The organism is Streptomyces deserti (assembly GCF_054782695.1).
In genome coordinates this window covers 1,233,505-1,248,947 of sequence record NZ_BAAGRZ010000001.1, presented here as the reverse complement: position 1 = coordinate 1,248,947, position 15,443 = coordinate 1,233,505, and the positions used below count along the sequence as shown (strand labels likewise).

13 protein-coding genes and 1 pseudogene are annotated in these 15,443 nt (G+C 70.8%); 6 read left to right on the top strand and 8 right to left on the bottom strand.

Translation table 11 applies throughout. From position 1 onward, the window contains the following. Nucleotides 1-8 precede the first annotated feature (8 nt). Nucleotides 9-986 carry an ABC transporter ATP-binding protein gene (locus tag ACYVMZ_RS05640; protein ID WP_461076022.1) on the top strand — a complete coding sequence of 326 codons (978 nt, stop codon included), beginning with the start codon at nucleotides 9-11 and terminating at the stop codon, nucleotides 984-986. Between the two features lie 50 nt (nucleotides 987-1,036). After that, on the top strand, nucleotides 1,037-1,771 hold the full coding sequence (locus ACYVMZ_RS05635; protein WP_461076020.1) for a DUF1707 SHOCT-like domain-containing protein: 735 nt from the start codon (nucleotides 1,037-1,039) through the stop codon (nucleotides 1,769-1,771). Nucleotides 1,772-2,001: 230 nt separating this feature from the next. On the opposite strand, the gene ACYVMZ_RS05630 is transcribed toward ACYVMZ_RS05635, so the two are convergent. After that, nucleotides 2,002-3,336: an SGNH/GDSL hydrolase family protein gene (locus ACYVMZ_RS05630; protein ID WP_461076018.1), complete on the bottom strand. Its 1,335-nt coding sequence runs from the start codon at nucleotides 3,334-3,336 to the stop codon at nucleotides 2,002-2,004. Nucleotides 3,337-3,501: 165 nt separating this feature from the next. On the opposite strand from ACYVMZ_RS05630, the gene ACYVMZ_RS05625 reads away from it, so the two are divergent. After that, a complete protein-coding gene (locus tag ACYVMZ_RS05625) occupies nucleotides 3,502-4,878 on the top strand; it encodes a DUF445 domain-containing protein (RefSeq protein ID WP_461076016.1) in 1,377 nt (458 codons plus the stop codon). A gap of 52 nt (nucleotides 4,879-4,930) precedes the next feature. Further along, nucleotides 4,931-6,445 (top strand): MFS transporter, encoded by a 1,515-nt coding sequence (locus ACYVMZ_RS05620; protein WP_461076014.1) that lies wholly within the window; start codon nucleotides 4,931-4,933, stop codon nucleotides 6,443-6,445. Between the two features lie 89 nt (nucleotides 6,446-6,534). Here ACYVMZ_RS05620 and ACYVMZ_RS05615 read toward each other — a convergent pair whose 3' ends face one another. Both ACYVMZ_RS05615 and ACYVMZ_RS05610 read right to left on the bottom strand, forming a co-directional pair. After that, nucleotides 6,535-7,938, bottom strand: a complete 1,404-nt coding sequence (locus ACYVMZ_RS05615) for an alginate lyase family protein (protein WP_461076363.1) — start codon at nucleotides 7,936-7,938, stop codon at nucleotides 6,535-6,537. Nucleotides 7,939-8,279: 341 nt separating this feature from the next. Next, nucleotides 8,280-8,612 carry a hypothetical protein gene (locus tag ACYVMZ_RS05610; protein WP_461076012.1) on the bottom strand — a complete coding sequence of 111 codons (333 nt, stop codon included), beginning with the start codon at nucleotides 8,610-8,612 and terminating at the stop codon, nucleotides 8,280-8,282. A 186-nt stretch (nucleotides 8,613-8,798) separates the two neighbouring features. Between ACYVMZ_RS05610 and ACYVMZ_RS05605 the strand changes: the two genes are divergently transcribed. Both ACYVMZ_RS05605 and ACYVMZ_RS05600 read left to right on the top strand, forming a co-directional pair. After that, a complete protein-coding gene (locus tag ACYVMZ_RS05605; RefSeq protein WP_461076010.1) occupies nucleotides 8,799-9,218 on the top strand; it encodes an Hsp20/alpha crystallin family protein in 420 nt (139 codons plus the stop codon). Nucleotides 9,219-9,377: 159 nt separating this feature from the next. Further along, complete coding sequence (locus ACYVMZ_RS05600) at nucleotides 9,378-9,929, top strand: DUF2267 domain-containing protein (RefSeq protein ID WP_461076008.1); 552 nt, start codon at nucleotides 9,378-9,380, stop codon at nucleotides 9,927-9,929. Nucleotides 9,930-10,715: 786 nt separating this feature from the next. On the opposite strand, the pseudogene ACYVMZ_RS05595 reads toward ACYVMZ_RS05600, so the two are convergent. The 5 genes and pseudogenes from ACYVMZ_RS05595 to ACYVMZ_RS05575 all read right to left on the bottom strand — a co-directional run. Further along, nucleotides 10,716-11,263 (bottom strand): annotated as a pseudogene (locus ACYVMZ_RS05595) (serine hydrolase domain-containing protein); the annotation flags it as partial. 366 nt (nucleotides 11,264-11,629) lie between these two features. Continuing rightward, complete coding sequence (locus ACYVMZ_RS05590; protein WP_461076006.1) at nucleotides 11,630-12,412, bottom strand: LuxR C-terminal-related transcriptional regulator; 783 nt, start codon at nucleotides 12,410-12,412, stop codon at nucleotides 11,630-11,632. Beyond that, nucleotides 12,409-13,170: a class I SAM-dependent methyltransferase gene (locus tag ACYVMZ_RS05585; RefSeq protein ID WP_461076004.1), complete on the bottom strand. Its 762-nt coding sequence runs from the start codon at nucleotides 13,168-13,170 to the stop codon at nucleotides 12,409-12,411. The genes ACYVMZ_RS05590 and ACYVMZ_RS05585 overlap by 4 nt, the downstream gene beginning before the upstream one ends. 680 nt (nucleotides 13,171-13,850) lie before the next feature. After that, a complete protein-coding gene (locus ACYVMZ_RS05580; RefSeq protein ID WP_461076002.1) occupies nucleotides 13,851-14,600 on the bottom strand; it encodes a CPBP family glutamic-type intramembrane protease in 750 nt (249 codons plus the stop codon). Next, nucleotides 14,597-15,442, bottom strand: a complete 846-nt coding sequence (locus ACYVMZ_RS05575; protein ID WP_461076000.1) for a SagB/ThcOx family dehydrogenase — start codon at nucleotides 15,440-15,442, stop codon at nucleotides 14,597-14,599. Before ACYVMZ_RS05575 ends, ACYVMZ_RS05580 begins: the two co-directional genes overlap by 4 nt. Nucleotide 15,443 lies beyond the last annotated feature (1 nt).

The following is a 15,443-nucleotide window of genomic DNA, read 5'->3' as shown; positions in this document are numbered from 1 at the left end:
CGGCTGTGGTGACGGCTGTGGACGAGGACTTCATCGCGCTCGACCGTGTCGAGAAGGTCTTCGACGTACGCAAGAAGACCGGGTTCCTGAAACGGGAACGGCGGCAGGTGCGGGCGGTGGACTCGATCTCCTTCCGCGTGGCGCGCGGTGAGATGGTCGGCTACATCGGCCCCAACGGTGCCGGCAAGTCGACGACGATCAAGATGCTGACCGGCATCCTGACGCCGAGCGGCGGCCGGGTGCGGGTGGCCGGCATCGACCCGTCCCGCGAGCGGACGCGTCTGGCGCGGCGTATCGGGGTGGTGTTCGGGCAGCGGACGACGCTGTGGTGGGACCTGCCGCTGATCGACTCCTACCGGCTGATGCACCGTATGTACCGCATCCCTGACGCCCGTTACCGGGAGAACCTCGACCTGCTCGTCGAACTCCTCGAACTCGGCGACCTGCTGGACGTGCCGGTACGGCAACTCTCGCTCGGCCAGCGGATGCGCGGCGACATCGCGGCGGCCCTGCTGCACGACCCGGAGGTGCTGTACCTGGACGAGCCGACCATCGGCCTGGACGTCGTCTCCAAGGCCAAGGTGCGCCGGTTCCTGCGGGAGCTGAACACCGAGCGCGGCACGACGGTGCTGCTGACCACGCACGACCTGCAGGACATCGAGCAGTTGTGCTCCCGGGTAATGGTCATCGACCACGGGCGCCTGATGTACGACGGTCCGCTCACCGGGCTGCACGAGGCCGGGGAGAGCGAGCGGACCCTGGTGGTGGACCTGGAGCGGGAACTGCCGCCGATCGACGCGCCGGCGCCCGCGCGGGTGGTACGGGTGGAGGGGCCGCGCCAGTGGCTGGCGTTCCCGGCGTCCCAGTCGGCGGCGCCGCTGGTGGCGCGGATCGCGGCGGAGTATCCGCTGGTGGATCTGTCGGTGCGGGAGCCGGACATCGAGGCGGTGATCGCGGAGATGTACGCGGGCCGGGCGACGACATAGTGCCGGGCGACCGCATAGTGCCCGGCGGCCGGAGCTCGTAGGCTGCTGTCATGACCGAGGAAGCTCCTGAGTTCCGCGCATCCGACGCCGATCGTGAACGCGTCGCCGAGGTCCTGCGGGACGCCCTCGCCGAGGGGCGGCTCGACATGGCGGAGTTCGAGGAGCGGCTGGACGCGACGTTCAAGGCGCGGACCTACGGGGAGTTGGCGCCGATCACCCGGGACCTGCCGGGCGGGACCGCCCCGGCCGTGCCGGCTGTGTCGCTGAGCAAGGAGCCCGCGGAGCACCGGGATTGGGCGGGGCGGATCGTGGGCGGCGAGGGGTCCTCGGCGGGGGCCGTCGCCGTGATGGCGGGCTTCCAGCGCAAGGGGCACTGGACGGTGCCGAGGAAGTTCACCTGCTTCGCCTTCTGGGGAGGTGGGGAGCTCGATCTGCGCGAGGCACTGTTCGTGGACCGCGAGGTCGAGATCAACTGCGTGGCGATCATGGGCGGGGTGCAGATCATCGTGCCGCCCGGGGTCGAGGTCGTCGTGCGGGGCATCGGGATCATGGGCGGCTTCGACCACAGCGAGGACGGGGTGCCCGGGGATCCCGGGGCGCCTCGCGTGATCGTGACGGGTTTCGCCTTCTGGGGCGGTGTCGGTGTGGAGCGGAAGCTGCCACGGGCGCAGCGGAAGCGGCTGCGGGAGGAACGGCGGCGGGAACTGGGCGGCTCGCACCGGGACCTTCTGGGAGGCCTGCACGACATGCATCGGCGGGAGCGGCGGGGGGACGCCGAGTACTGAGCCTCGCCGGCGGTGTGCCCGGCGTTGGGGTTGGGGCTGGGGCTGCTGTCGGTTGTGCGCAGCCCGGCGCTGCGGGGCCCCCCAAAGCTCTCGGCTTCGCTCGAGCAGGGGGACACCTATCGCCCACCCGTGCCGCCCTGGGCGGGACGATGCCCGAGGATCGCGCGCAGCGCGCGACGCGCACGAGCGCTCGCGGGCTGTGCCCGCGAGCGCTCGTGGATGGGGCGCCCCTACAGCTCTGCCGGAGCCGATCCCTTCAGGCTCTCCAGGTCGAACGCCTCCGCCATCCGCGCGTACCCCTTGTCGCTCGGGTGAAGGTGATCGCCCGAGTCGTAGTCGGCGCGGAGCCTGCGCGGGTCGTACGGATCGCGCAGGGCCCTGTCGAAGTCGGCCACCGCGTCGAAGACGCGTCCCGCGCGGATCTCGGCGTTGATGGTCTGCCGTACGGACTCGCGGGCGTCGGTGTAGCCGCGGTGCCCGCCGAACGGCATCAGGGTCGCGCCGACGACCTTCAGGCCGCGGGCGTGGGCCTGGTCGACGAGGGTGCGCAGGCCGTCGAGGATCTGGTGCGGGTCGGCGAGGTTCTGGTTGCGCAGGATGTCGTTGACGCCGAGGTCGATGACGACGACCCGGACGTTCGTCCGGCCGAGCACGTCACGGCCGAAGCGGTTCAGGCCGCTGGGGTTGTCGGCGGGGCGGCCCAGCCCGTCGGTGAGCACGCGGTTGCCGCTGATGCCCTGGTTGACGACGCTGTAGCGGGGCACGTCCCGGCCGGCCTCGACCGCCTCGCGCAGCCGGTCCGAAAGGACGTCGGTCCAGCGGCGGTTGGCGCCCTGGGTGGAGGTGATGCCGTCGGTGAGCGAGTCGCCGAGGACGACGACCGTGCCGTCGGACTCGTTGCTCAGCACGTCCACCGCCGTCAGATACCGCCAGTACGGGGTCTGTTCGGTGTACGCGGCCGCGGTCACGTCCTCGGTGCGGTCGCCCTGGGCGACGTAGGACACCTGGCGCGCGTGCGGGTGGTAGGTGACCGGGCCGGACGGGGTGGGGGAGTAGGTGGTGACCAGGATGTCGCTGTCGTGCGGCACGTTGACGCGCACGGCGTCGCTCATCACCTGCCCGCCGGCCGGGATGACGACCGTCGGGTTGCCGCTGAAGGTGAGCCGCCGCATGGTCTCCGCGAGCGCGGCCGGGGTGCCGCTGCCCGCGGCGACGGCCAGGGAGGCGTGCGTGATGGTCAGTGGTGACTGGCCGTAGAGATTGGACAACGTGATGCGGGCACTCGTACCACCGACGCTGGTGTGCACGACGTTGCGCACCGAGCGGCCCGCCACGCCGGTCATCTCGGTGCCGGGCTCGGCTCCGGCCGGGGAGGTCGACCAGGCGCCGACCCAGGTGCCGGTGGAGGCGGGGGCGGCGGAGTTGTGGGGGCGAGGCCCCTCGGCCTGCGCGGTGCCGTACTTCGTACCGTCGTCGGTCGCCACTCCGACGTATATGGCGGCGGAAAGGGCCACGATCGCTGCGACGATCGCGGCGAGCAGGGCGTATCCACGACCCCGGGTCATGCTGTTCAGTTCTCCTCGAGCGATGGGAGCCCGAGGCTCCGATCTTATGAGCCCATGATGCGTCATGGGTCGGGGTGAAGCTGACAGGACCCCGCCGCTTTCCCCCCTCCGGACAGACGCCGGGAACTCCTGTTTCGTTCCGGGAGTCGGTCAGGAAGGGACAATGTGTGCGGGATCACCGAACGGGTGGAGCGTATGGAGCGGACAAAAGCGGTAGAAACGGGCGTCGGCGGGCCCGGGGAGCAGCATGCCCGCCCCCGCCCCGCCACGAACCGCGCGATGACGACCTTCAGCCCGGCGGACGAGGAGAAGCAGCGCGGCGTGCGCCGGATGAAACTCACCGCCACCGGGATGCTGCTGTTCGTGGCCGTGGTCTACGTCCTCGCCAAGTGGGCACAGAACTCGGGCGCCGGCCCCTGGGCGGGCTATGTCGCCGCGGCCGCCGAGGCCGGCATGGTCGGCGCGCTCGCCGACTGGTTCGCGGTCACGGCCCTCTTCCGCCACCCCCTGGGCATCCCCATCCCGCACACGGCGATCATCCCCACGAAGAAGGACCAGCTCGGCGTCTCGCTCGGCGAGTTCGTCGGCGAGAACTTCCTCTCCGAGGACGTCGTACGGCAGCGGCTGCGCGCCGTCGGCATAGGGAGCCGGCTGGGTGCCTGGCTGGCGGTGCCCGAGCACGCCGACCGGGTGACGGCGGAGCTGTCGACGGCCCTGCGCGGCGCCCTGACGGTGCTGCGCGACTCCGACGTCCAGGCGGTGGTCGGCGAGGCGATCACGCGGCGTGCGAACGCCCAGGAGATCGGGCCCGGCATCGGCAAGATGCTGGAGAAGGTCGTCGCCGACGGCGGCCACAAACGGGTCGTCGACCTGATCGTGACCCGCGCGCACGACTGGCTGGTGCTGCACCGCGACGAGGTCATGGACGCCGTGGAGGGCGGCGCCCCCGGCTGGACCCCGCGCTTCGTCGACCGGAAGGTCGGTGAGCGGGTCTACAAGGAGCTGCTGCGCTTCGCCATCGAGATGCGCGACATGCCCACCCACCCGGCGCGCGGCGCCCTGGACCGCTTCCTCACCGACTTCGCCTCCGACCTGCAGTCCGACACCGACACGCGCGCGCGTGTCGAGCGGCTCAAGGGCGAGGTGCTGGGCCGCGGCGAGGTCCAGGACCTGATCGCCTCCGCCTGGACCGCCGTACGCTCCATGATCGTCTCGGCGGCGGAGGACGAACGCAGCGAGCTGCGGCTGCGCGTACGGGCCTCGCTGCTGTCGCTGGGCGCCCGCATGGCGACCGACGCCAGGGTGCAGGGCAAGGTCGACCGGTGGGTGGAGGACGCCGCGGTCTACGTGGTGACCACGTACCGCAAGGAGATCACCTCCCTGATCACGGACACGGTGGCGAGCTGGGACGCCGAGCACACGACGAAGAAGATCGAGGCGAACATCGGCCGCGACCTGCAGTTCATCCGGATCAACGGCACGGTGGTCGGCTCGCTGGCGGGGCTGCTGATCTACACGGTGTCGCGGGCGCTGGGGGCGTAAGGGGCACGGCGCAGGGCACTCGCCCGGGGTTCGCTCGCTGAGGAGGGAGCCCATGACGACCGCGCAGGCCGAGACCGGCCGCACCGTGACCACCAGCATCCCCGCCCGTCTCGACCGCCTCCCGTGGTCGCGCTGGCACTGGACGATCGTGATCGGTCTCGGCACCGTGTGGATCCTCGACGGCCTCGAAGTCACGGTCGTCGGCAACATCGCGAGCCGCCTGTCGGAGCCCGGCAGCGGCCTGCCCATCACCTCCGGCGAGGTCACCGGCCTCGCCGCCGCCCTGTACGTCGCCGGGGCCTGCTCGGGCGCCCTGTTCTGGGGCCGCCTGACCGACACATGGGGGCGTAAAAAACTCTTCATGATCACCCTCGCCGTCTACCTCGGCGCGACGGCCCTGACGGCGATCTCCTTCGACACCTGGTGGTTCTTCCTCTTCCGGTTCCTGACCGGCTTCGGCATCGGCGGCGAGTACGCGGCCATCAACTCCGCGATCGACGAGCTGATCCCGGCGGAGTACCGCGGCCGCGTCGACCTGATGATCAACGGCAGCTTCTGGCTGGGCGCGATCGGCGGCTCGCTGCTGTCGATCGTCGCGCTGAACACCGCGATCCTGCCCATGGACGTCGGCTGGCGCCTGACGTTCGCGCTCGGCGCCGTCCTCTCCCTGGTGATCCTGCTCGTACGGCGCCACGTCCCGGAGAGCCCGCGCTGGCTGCTGATCCACGGCCGCGACGACGAGGCGGAACGCATCGTGTCCTCCATCGAACGCCAGGTGGAGGCCGAGAAGGGCGAGCCGCTGCCGCGCCCCGAGGGCGAGATCACCATCCACCAGCGCCGCAGCGTCACCTTCCTGGAGATCGCCCGCACGGTCTTCTCGAAGTACCGCAAGCGGGCCACGCTGGGCTTCGCCCTCTTCATCGGCCAGGCGTTCCTGTACAACGCCATCACCTTCGGCTTCGGCGCGATCCTGACGACGTTCTTCGACGTCCCCACCGGCAACACCGGCTACTACTTCGCCGTCATCGCGCTCGGCAACTTCATGGGCCCGCTGCTGCTGGGCAAGCTGTTCGACACGGTGGGCCGCCGGGTGATGATCTCGGGCACCTACCTGCTGTCGGGTCTGCTCCTCTTCGGCACCGCCTGGCTCTTCGGCCGCGGCGCCCTGACCGCCACCACCCTGACGGCGTGCTGGTGCGCGGTGCTGTTCTTCGCCTCGGCCGGCGCGAGCAGTGCCTACCTGACCGTCTCCGAGATTTTCCCCATGGAGACCCGCGCGATGTCCATCGCCTTCTTCTACGCCCTCGGCACCGCCGCCGGCGGCATCAGCGGCCCCCTGCTCTTCGCCGAACTCACCGGCACGGGCAAGGTCGGCGACACGGTCCTCGCCTTCCAGATCGGCGCGGCCCTGATGTGCGCGGCGGGCCTGGTGGCGGCGGCCCTCGCGGTACGGGCGGAACGCCGCTCCCTGGAGGACATCGCCCAGCCGCTGTCGGCGGTGGCCTCGGCGACGAAGGGCCGGGCGGCGACGGGGCAGGGCAGCCGGTCGCGGTCGGCTACGGCGTAGTGAGGCCGGCTGCCGGCAGGGGGATGCGCCGGGTCGCGCACCCCACCTGCCGGCAGCCGACCGACGGTGCCGAGCAAGCACCCGTACGGCTACACCCTCCCGCCGCCGACCCGACCCCTGCGACGCAGCAGAAGCAACCCACCCGCGACGGCGCCGATCCCCACCGCGGCCGTCCACCCGACCACGTCGTCGGACCCGGTGGCAGCCAGGTCACGCCCGGCACGGGCCGAGGCCGTAACACCCGTCTGCGGCCGGGGATCGCGGGGCTCAGCAGCCGCCCCACCGCCGGAGGCACCCCCCGCCCGATCCCGAGTGAAGGCCAACGTCCCGAACCCCAACTGGTCGAACCCCCCACTGTTGGGCCCGTAGTCCCCACCCCCGCCCTCAGGCGCGGCCTTCGCCGCGGCACGGGTGACATACGACGCCGACAGCCCCCGCCGCTTGGTGTAGTGGTTGGCGATCATCGCCCAGATCGGCCGCGTCATGGCGGGATCCACACCGGCGGCGCCGGTGGCCGTCTCGGTCCCCGACCAGCCGTTGATCGCCCCCTTCCGGCGTGTGTTGGCGGTGTACGGCACATCCCCGCCCAGGCTCCACCTGGCCACGTACTGCGCGCCTTTGAGGAAACGGTTGTCGTCGTAGCCGTACAGGTCGATCCCCTGGTTCCAGGCCATCTCGCAGACCGTGCCCATGAGCCCGACCCCGAGCAGCGCGTGCCCCTGGTCGCGCCCGGCCTCGACCCACTCGGCGAGCCCGTCGTCGTGCACGACGGGGATGGCGTGCTTGATCGAGCCCATGCCGTCGCCGTGCTTGAAGTACTCCACGGCACGCTCCACCTTCGCCCGGTCGTCGCAGAAGATGCCGGTGGCGAGCACGCAGGCGATCGCGGTCAGGTCCCAGTTGGGCCAGTAGTTGGTGGGGTAGGCGCCGTTGTGGCGGGCGAGGAAGTCCTCGCTGAGCGGGTGGAAGACGTCGACGAGCATCTCCTGGAACCGTTCGAGCGCGAAGTCCTCGTGCTCGCGGACGAGTTCGGCGGCGTTGGCGAACTGGTAGCCGTACAGCCCCGCGGCCAGGAACCGGTCGGCGCTGCCCTCCAGCCGGGTCAGCCGCGCCGACCAGGCGTTGAGGATCGCGACGGCGGTGTCGGCGTGCGCGGCCTCGCCGCTGACGTGGTAGCGCAGGGCGTTCTGGTAGGCGGCGTGGATGTCGTTGTAGAGGATCGCGTAGTTCTGCGGGCTGCCCGCCCCTCGGTAGACGACGGACTGCGGGTTCGGCTGCCAGCCGCTCTGCGCATGCCGGTTGGCGGTCAGCTTGGCGTACCCGGCGGTGTACGGCTCGGCGCCCGCCTTCACCTTCGCGGCCATACGGTCCAGGTCGGCGCGGGTGTGCAGCAGCCCGGGGTGGGCGTAGGCGGCACCGGCGGCGACCGCGGGGGCGGCGGGCGCCGTACCGAGGGCGACGGCCCCGGCCGCCGCGCCCGTGGCCTTCAGCATGCTCCGGCGGCTGATCTGTCGTGTCACGTGCTTCGTACCTCAACGTCGTGAGTCGCGTGCGTGCGGTGGGGGACGGTGAGGAGACGAACCGGGCCGGTGGGCGATAACAGAAAGTCCGGCAGCAGTGAGCCGGCGGCGCCCAGGTCGCACGGACGCCTTGGGAGGGGTATGGTGATCTACGTCCGGCCGGGCCAACTCCCAACGGCCGGTCATGCGTTGGTGGTCCAAGGAAAGACGCCCCGCTTCCTGCGGGGAGATGCAGGTGCAAGGCCTGCCCGGCGCTCGGCGAAGACCCCGGTCCTGCTGTGTCAGGGCCGGGGTCTTCTGTGCGTCCCCTCGTTTCAGCCCCGCCGGTCCGCCACCGCCCACGACGCCAGCGCCACGGCCCCCGCCACCCCGAACACGGCAGGCCAGGCCCCCACCTTCTTGGCCAGCGGATGGGACCCGGCGAAAGCGGCGACGTACGCGGCCGTCAGCGCCCCGGCCGCCTTCCCGCCGGCCCGCTGCCGCCACTGCCGCGCGGCCGCCGCCCCGGCCACCGCGAGAACGGCCCCGCCCAGCTGCCGCTTCCGCGTCCAGCGCGCCACGCCGTATCCGCCGACGAGCCCGCTCGCGGCGACCACCGCACTGGGAACCTTCACACCGGGAACCTTCACACCGGGAACCTTCGCCATACCTGCCTCCTGCCTCCTGCCACTGCCACTGCCACTGCCACTGCCACTGCCGCGCCGACTCTGACGCCACCGAGGCTAACCCCGCGAACCTGAGTCGAGGCTTGTCAAGTTTCCTCCCCGGAGCTATATAAGAAGAAGGCCGTAGGGCATCGCATGGAGAGCGCCTGAGGAGAGGAGTGAACTGTGATGCTCATGCGTACGGACCCGTTCCGCGATCTCGACCGACTCGCGCAGCAGGTCTTCGGCTCCACTCGCCCGTCCGCGATGGCGATGGACGCCTACCGGTCAGGGGACGAGTTCGTCGTACATTTCGACCTGCCCGGTATCGACCCCGAGTCGATCGAACTGGACGTCGAGCGCAACGTCCTGAACGTGCGCGCCGAGCGCAAGTCCCCCGCCCCCGAGGGAGCGGAGCTGGTGGTCGCCGAGCGCCTCACCGGCACCTTCACCCGCCAGCTGTTCCTGGGTGACACCCTCGACACGGAGCGCATCGAGGCCGCGTACGACGCCGGCGTCCTGACGCTGCGCATCCCGGTGGCCGAGCAGGCCAAGCCGCGCCGTATCCAGATCACCGGCGGAGACAGCCGCAAGCAGCTCAACACCTGATCAGATCCCAGGAGAAGCGTCCCGCGGGCACCCGTCCGCGGGACGCGGTCACCCATGCCCGACGCGTCCCGCAGGGGCGACAGGCCACCCGCCTGGCGGAGAGACGGCCATCGAGGACCGCCCGCAGCGCGACGGAGGACCCGGAGGAGGAGCCCGTACATGAGCGTGACGACGGTGCCCAGCGTGACGACGACGCCGGAGACCGCCACCACGGAGACGTCCCCCAGCCCGAGGGCCGTGATCCCCGCCCCGGCCCGCGCCCGGGGCGGGGATCACGCCCCGGCCCGCATCCGGCACACCCGCGACGACGACACCCGCTGGGGCGAACTGGTCGACGCGGTACAGGAGTCGGGCCAGTACCCGACGCGGTCGGAGGCCGAACGCGTCACCCGCATCGTCCTGTCCGCCCTCGGCGGCCACGTGATCGGCGACGAACGGGTCGACCTGGCCCAGGCCCTGCCCGAGCAGGCGGCCCGCGTGGTCGCCTCCCAGATCCCGGCCACCCGGCAGCTGACCGCCGCGGAGTTCGTCGACTCGGTCGCCGCCCGCATCGAGGGAGCCACTTCCGCCACGGCCCGCTGGGACGTCAGCTCGGTCCTGAGCGTCCTGCCGAACCTGGTCGGCGACGACCTCGTGACCCGCATCCTGGCGCAGCTTCCTCCGGGGTACGCCCTGCTGTTCGGCCGGGCGGACCTGAGCCCGGCGCCGTAGGGCACGGGCGGCGCGTACGGCACCGACGTAGGCGCCTACGACGTGCACGTACGGCACTCACGACGTGCACTTACGGCATCTACGGCAGCTACGGCATCTACGGTACCTAGGCATCTACGGCACCTACGCACCGACGACGACGATCCCCGGCCGCCGCCGGCCCGCAGTCCGCCGGCGGCGGCCGGTCAGCGAGATCCCGGAAGAGGTCCTCGCACAGGGTCAGGAAGCCACCGAGCAGTGGCTGCACAAGCGCCTCGGCGACACGGCCGGCGAGGGACGCATCCAGCTGATGAAGTTCAACGCCGGCGGCTGCGCACGGGGCATCCTAAGGCCGGTGGTTCGGGGCAGGTTCGGTACTGCTGGCACTCCTCGTCGGCGCCACCGCCATGACCGGCGCCGGACGCCTTCCCGCTCGCCCTGGTCGCGGCCTTCGCGGTGCGCAGGCTCACCGAGAGACACGGCCACAAGACCATGGCACGAGCCTCGGGGCTGGTCGTCGCCCCCGCACTGCTCGGCGCCGTGATGTCGGCCGCCGGGTGACAGCCGCCCCCGATGCGGGGGCACACACCCGGGAACGGGCCGTCGGCCACCACTTCACGTCTCCGACGGCCCGCTCGGCTGCCTTCTCCCGACGGCTGCCCGAACAGGACACCTGAGGTTTCGGCCCGAAGACCGGGTGAGCCTGGGCTCCCGGCCCCAGTCTCGATCAGTTACGCCAGCGACCTTCGCACTGCGTCGACCAGTGAGGTCGCACGCAGGTCATCGGGGCCTCCGATGATGGGGTTCCGCGAACGCCCTGTTGCTGAACGAGTTCGGGGCCCGCCAGGCGGCGACCAGTTCGCGGAGTTCCTCGGGGACCGACTCAGGAGGAGCGGTGGTGAAGTCGATGTCCGGCTGCTGGTACACCATCCGGCTGACCCGGGCACGTTCACTCGCCGGCAGGCCGATGAAGAAGTCCAGCCCCAGTGGGGCGGCGATCTCGTCGGCAGAAAGCGGCCCGGCGTGCGGCCGGACACCCGGCGGATCACCTCACCGACCAACCAGCCCCAGGTCCTGCCGTGATATCCGTGCGCGCTTCCCGGAGCCCACAGTGGACGCCGAGCAGCCAGCGCGGCCACCATCGGCTGCCAGGCCAGCGCCTCGGCCAGTGGCACCGGCTGGTCGAGCGCGACCAGAACGGTTTGGTGGGACAACAGCCAGCGCACCGTAATGTCCGCCTTGTCGTTCGCGGCGAACTCCGGCCAGTACTCGGCCACTGGTGTGTCCAGACCCAGCGCGCCGCGCTGCGCCAGCAGATGTGCCGCGGTCGCGGTCGCACCCTTTGTTGCCGGGTAACCAGGTAGGCGCGCGGCGACATGCCCTCCGCTGCTGCTATGGCGGCCAGCCGGTCGCGGGCTTCCTCGGGAATACGGACATTGGCGTCGGCCGTCCTCGGGCTCCCTCCGCACGCGCAGGGTACGAGTGCGTACCCGTACCCATGCGATTCCGGGCGCCGAGTTCAGTTTCGAGGCTTGTGCGGCTGAACCAGTGCAATGCGCGACCAGCGATGATCCTCGATCTCAGGGCAAGCAACACCCGGAATGCCGGTCGGAGCAGTGCCCGGCGCTCAGGTCCAATGGAAGCAGAGATCCGGCCGGTCCTGCGGATAGAGGCCGGCACCGGAGCAGCTCGCTCGCAGGTCCGCTGGCAGCGCCGGTACGTCAGTGCTCGCCCAGGTGCGCTGGAGCCGGTGGTGGGCGGCTGGCTTCCCGTTCTGTACCCCCGTGCCTCCCTCGGCGGAGAACCTTGATCGCGTCACCTCCGGACGGTGGCTGGACACTGTCGGTGTTCGGACCTTCCTTCGGGGCCAGCATGCCTTTGGATATGGCAAGGGCAACGGCGGACGCGCGGTCAGTGGCCTGGAGCTTGTGAAACACCCGCCGCATATGAGTTTTGACCGTGGCTTCGGAGACGTGCAGGGACTGCGCAATGCGGGGGTTCGACTGGCCGCGCGCCACCAGGGCGAGGACTTCTCGTTCTCGCCGGGACAACGCCGGAGGGGCGGTAGGCGCGATGACCTCGGAGACGAGGTGGGGGAGAGTGCGCGGCGAGACCGGGACCGCGCCACGAACGGCCTGGTGGACGCCGGTCACGATCTCGTCGGTGGGGCAGTCCTTGAGGAGAAAACCGCGGGCTCCCGCTTTGAGGGCGGTGACGACGTGCTCCGGTTCCTCGGCGAAGGCGATGACGGCTGCCTTGCTTCCCTGGTGCCGCAGCGCGTCGATGAGATCGGGGACGGGCGACCCTTCGTTGGCCGTACCCAGTTCGACGATCGCGGCGTCGGGTTCGGACCGCATGATGTCGGTCAGGCCGTCGGCGACCGAGAACGCGGTGGCCACCACGGTCATGTCCGGCTGAGAATTGACCACTGCGGACAGACCGGCGACGGTGACCGGACGAGAAGCGATGACAGCAACTTTGATCCGGCTGTGCGCCAGGCTCATCGCGTGCCCTTGTCGTGGCGGATCACCATGTGCGCGACGGTGTGCATCTGTTCACCGGAGCCCGGGCGGGTGCCTGAGGAAGCGAGCAGTCCACTGATCCGGGGTGCGCGGGTCCAGATTCTTCGGGCCGCCGGGGAGCCGGGATCGTGACCGCCGAGACCGCCGCGGCGGACCTCGGCGTGCATGCCGGGCACACGACGCTCGACCTCGTTGCCCAACGCGCTGAGTTCGGCCAGGGACAGGGACGCGGCAAGCTGGGAACGCAGATACGCTCGCTCTGAGGCGTCCCTGGCACCCAGCGCCACTGGAACGGATCGGCCGTCCCAGTCGTCGGGGCGGAGCAGGTCGACGACGTAGCAGTGTCCATGGGGATGCAGCATCTCGGCCAACGCACGCAGGACGGTGAAGGGATCCCGCATCAGTCCCAGACACAGGTGGACCAGGACAAGGTCGAATCGTCCCAGGCGACCGGCCGCGGCACCCGCGAGGTCCTCGGCAGCCATGGTGTGCACCTGGATGTCGGGGCTGGGCCCGAAAAGGCGTCGGGCGGAGCTTACTGCGGCCTCGCTGGGGTCGATGCCCACAAGGCCGGCCCCGGGAACATGAGCGCGGATGTGTGCGAGTGTTGCCCCGGTGCCACAGCCGACGTCGAGGACTCGGGAGGGCGGCTGCTCCGCCAGGACCAGTCCCACCTCGGCACACAGGGCGCGGGACAGGCTCGTCTCCCGGTCGTCGTAGCGCGTGCTTACATCGCGCATGGACGGGTCTTCGAACCATTCCCTTGCCTGAGCCCGCAGCGGTTCACTGGCACGTAATGCCTGAAGAACAGAGCTCGGTTCGTTGATGTCGGACTCCTCAGGATCCAGAAGGACAGGGCGCGAAGGGCCCCGCTCGCAGCGCGGGGATCCGGCGTACGGCAGGGACCGCCCTTGAGGCTGCGGCTGCACAGTGGACCGGAGGGGCATCGCCGCACAGCGCAGTGCGGGGGTGAGGCGTGGTTCCCCTCGGGGACAGCGGTCACCGCCCTGTCGGCACAGCCCGTTCATCCGTACGACCAGCTCCCCCCCGTTCCAGCCCATGCGGGGGGTGTGCTCAGGAAGCCGGCCACCGAAGGATCTGCCCGCCGGTGCGCTTGCCGTCTCCCCCTGCACGCTCGCTAGCTCTACCCCCGCCATTCGGGCATCCCGATGGCCGCCGCTCCGCCCTGCGGCCCTGCTTTTCCTCCCCGTGTTCCATGTGGTCGTCATGGATGCGCTTCCCCGGGTCAGGGGGGCATGGGGACGCGACCGACCGGCAGGAGAGGGTTGCCCCCGTCATGCCTGGAGCTCATGATATTCGTCCGTTTGTCTGACGAGCGGATGGTCATCGCCGAAATACGGTCATTCCTTCTTGGCCTTCCGGCTTGTTCTGCCCGGTTCACGCGGTTGTTCCGCACGGGTCAGTCCCACGCGGTCGGCTCGGGCAGGCGTGGCACCTCCCGCACGGGCAGCTCCGCGCTCGTCGTCTTACGCGGAGCAGTGGTGAAGCACGCCAGGACCGTGTTGTGGGCGGTGTGCGCGAACACAGCGGCCATCACTCCGCCCAGGGATCCGGCCGCGGTGAACAGCAGTGCGGCCACGGCGAGGTACGGCAGGGAGCGCCACCCCGTCTGCGGCGGGTGCAGTAGGCAGAAGCCGGTCAGGCTGAGCGCGGCCGCCAGTGCGGGCGGCGCACCTACCGCGACCAGCGACACCGGGCAGGCCAGGCGCCAGAGCACTTCCTCCGCGGCCGCACAGCCCACCAGGTGCGCGGCGTTCGCCATCCGGCCGGGGCGGCCCGTGCCCGGGCGGGCCGCACGGCGGCGCAAGGCTCGCCCGCTGCACTGGGCGGCCACCCAGGGCAGCGCGGCCCCGGCCGCAACTGCCCCCAGCGCCACGGCCGGCCCCCAGGGCAGCGCGGCCGCAAGGGGATGGGGCCACAGCGTGACCGCCATGGGGGCCGTCTCCCCGGAAGCGCTGGTCAGCGGCGTCGTTCCCGCAGCGGCTGCGGCCGCCGCGCAGAGCGCAAGCAGCATCGTGACCCTGTCGTAGCGCCGCAGCCCGTTGGAGGAACGGCGCAGCCGGAGCACCCAGGGCATGACGGCATGCGCGGTGACGGCGCCGATCGCCAGGATGTCCGCAGCCGTGCCTGCAGTCAGGCCGGCCGTCATCGCTTCGGCGGTTCCGGTGTGCCGTCATCGGCGGGCGGACCGACGAGAGTGACGTACATCGGCGCCTCGTTGACTCCGTCGTAGTCCATGTCGACGGTGAAATCGTCGTCGAGGAACCCACCGATCGGCCGGCAGGCGAGTCCGTAACCGGTAGCGAGGAGCAGCAGATTCTGCTCCAGGTGGCCGGCTTCCAGGAGGCAGAAGCGCAGTGCCCGCTGGCCGTACTTGAACCGGGAGCGCCAGAAGGAGGCCCCGATGACGAGCATCGCCGCCGCGTCGCGTGCCATCTCGGGCTGCAAGGTGGCCAGATGGAGGGTTTCGTGGTCCACATCCCGCGCCCGGGTGAGCGCGTGGCGGAAGGGGTCGTAGTGGTGCAGACCCGGCTGCAGGCCCTCGACGCGCTGGGCGATCACATAGAGGTCGAGTGGATAGAGGGCGCCTCCGGAGGGGACGGGACGGCGGGGCCATCCCTGCACCAAGCGCACCCGGTACGAGTGCTGCAGCATCCCGGAGAGGACCGGCAGCGTGAGTTCGCCGCGGCCGAAGTTCTCCGCGCTGCGCCGGGCGTTGATCACGTCGGTCAGGCAGGCGTCCAAGGGCGCCGGGCCGGGCAGCGGGATGAGGGGGCGGCTGGGGTTGAGGCGGGCGGCGCGCTGGGTCAGCAGCCGCAGTTCCTCGGACTTGTCGAGGGCGATTCCACCGGGGACGTCCCAGCTCAGGGCCCGAAGATGGAGTTTGGAGGCTTCGAAGTAGTTCTCCATGGGGTCGTCGAGCGGTGGCGACGAGTCGCCGTAGACGGCATCGATGAGGTTCGCCCCGTGCAGGTTCTCGGTCTCGGGCATG

What these genes read in the sequence shown, in the direction of transcription:
- ACYVMZ_RS05585 (WP_461076004.1), bottom strand. Translation starts at nt 13,170, where the DNA reads ATGCGCGATGTAAGCACGCGCTACGACGACCGGGAGACGAGCCTGTCC.
- ACYVMZ_RS05630 (WP_461076018.1), bottom strand. Translation starts at nt 3,336, where the DNA reads ATGACCCGGGGTCGTGGATACGCCCTGCTCGCCGCGATCGTCGCAGCG.
- ACYVMZ_RS05580 (WP_461076002.1), bottom strand. Translation starts at nt 14,600, where the DNA reads ATGACGGCCGGCCTGACTGCAGGCACGGCTGCGGACATCCTGGCGATC.
- ACYVMZ_RS05635 (WP_461076020.1), top strand. Translation starts at nt 1,037, where the DNA reads ATGACCGAGGAAGCTCCTGAGTTCCGCGCATCCGACGCCGATCGTGAA.
- ACYVMZ_RS05610 (WP_461076012.1), bottom strand. Translation starts at nt 8,612, where the DNA reads ATGGCGAAGGTTCCCGGTGTGAAGGTTCCCGGTGTGAAGGTTCCCAGT.
- ACYVMZ_RS05575 (WP_461076000.1), bottom strand. Translation starts at nt 15,442, where the DNA reads ATGCCCGAGACCGAGAACCTGCACGGGGCGAACCTCATCGATGCCGTC.
- ACYVMZ_RS05615 (WP_461076363.1), bottom strand. Translation starts at nt 7,938, where the DNA reads ATGCTGAAGGCCACGGGCGCGGCGGCCGGGGCCGTCGCCCTCGGTACG.
- ACYVMZ_RS05605 (WP_461076010.1), top strand. Translation starts at nt 8,799, where the DNA reads ATGCTCATGCGTACGGACCCGTTCCGCGATCTCGACCGACTCGCGCAG.
- ACYVMZ_RS05590 (WP_461076006.1), bottom strand. Translation starts at nt 12,412, where the DNA reads ATGAGCCTGGCGCACAGCCGGATCAAAGTTGCTGTCATCGCTTCTCGT.
- ACYVMZ_RS05600 (WP_461076008.1), top strand. Translation starts at nt 9,378, where the DNA reads ATGAGCGTGACGACGGTGCCCAGCGTGACGACGACGCCGGAGACCGCC.
- ACYVMZ_RS05620 (WP_461076014.1), top strand. Translation starts at nt 4,931, where the DNA reads ATGACGACCGCGCAGGCCGAGACCGGCCGCACCGTGACCACCAGCATC.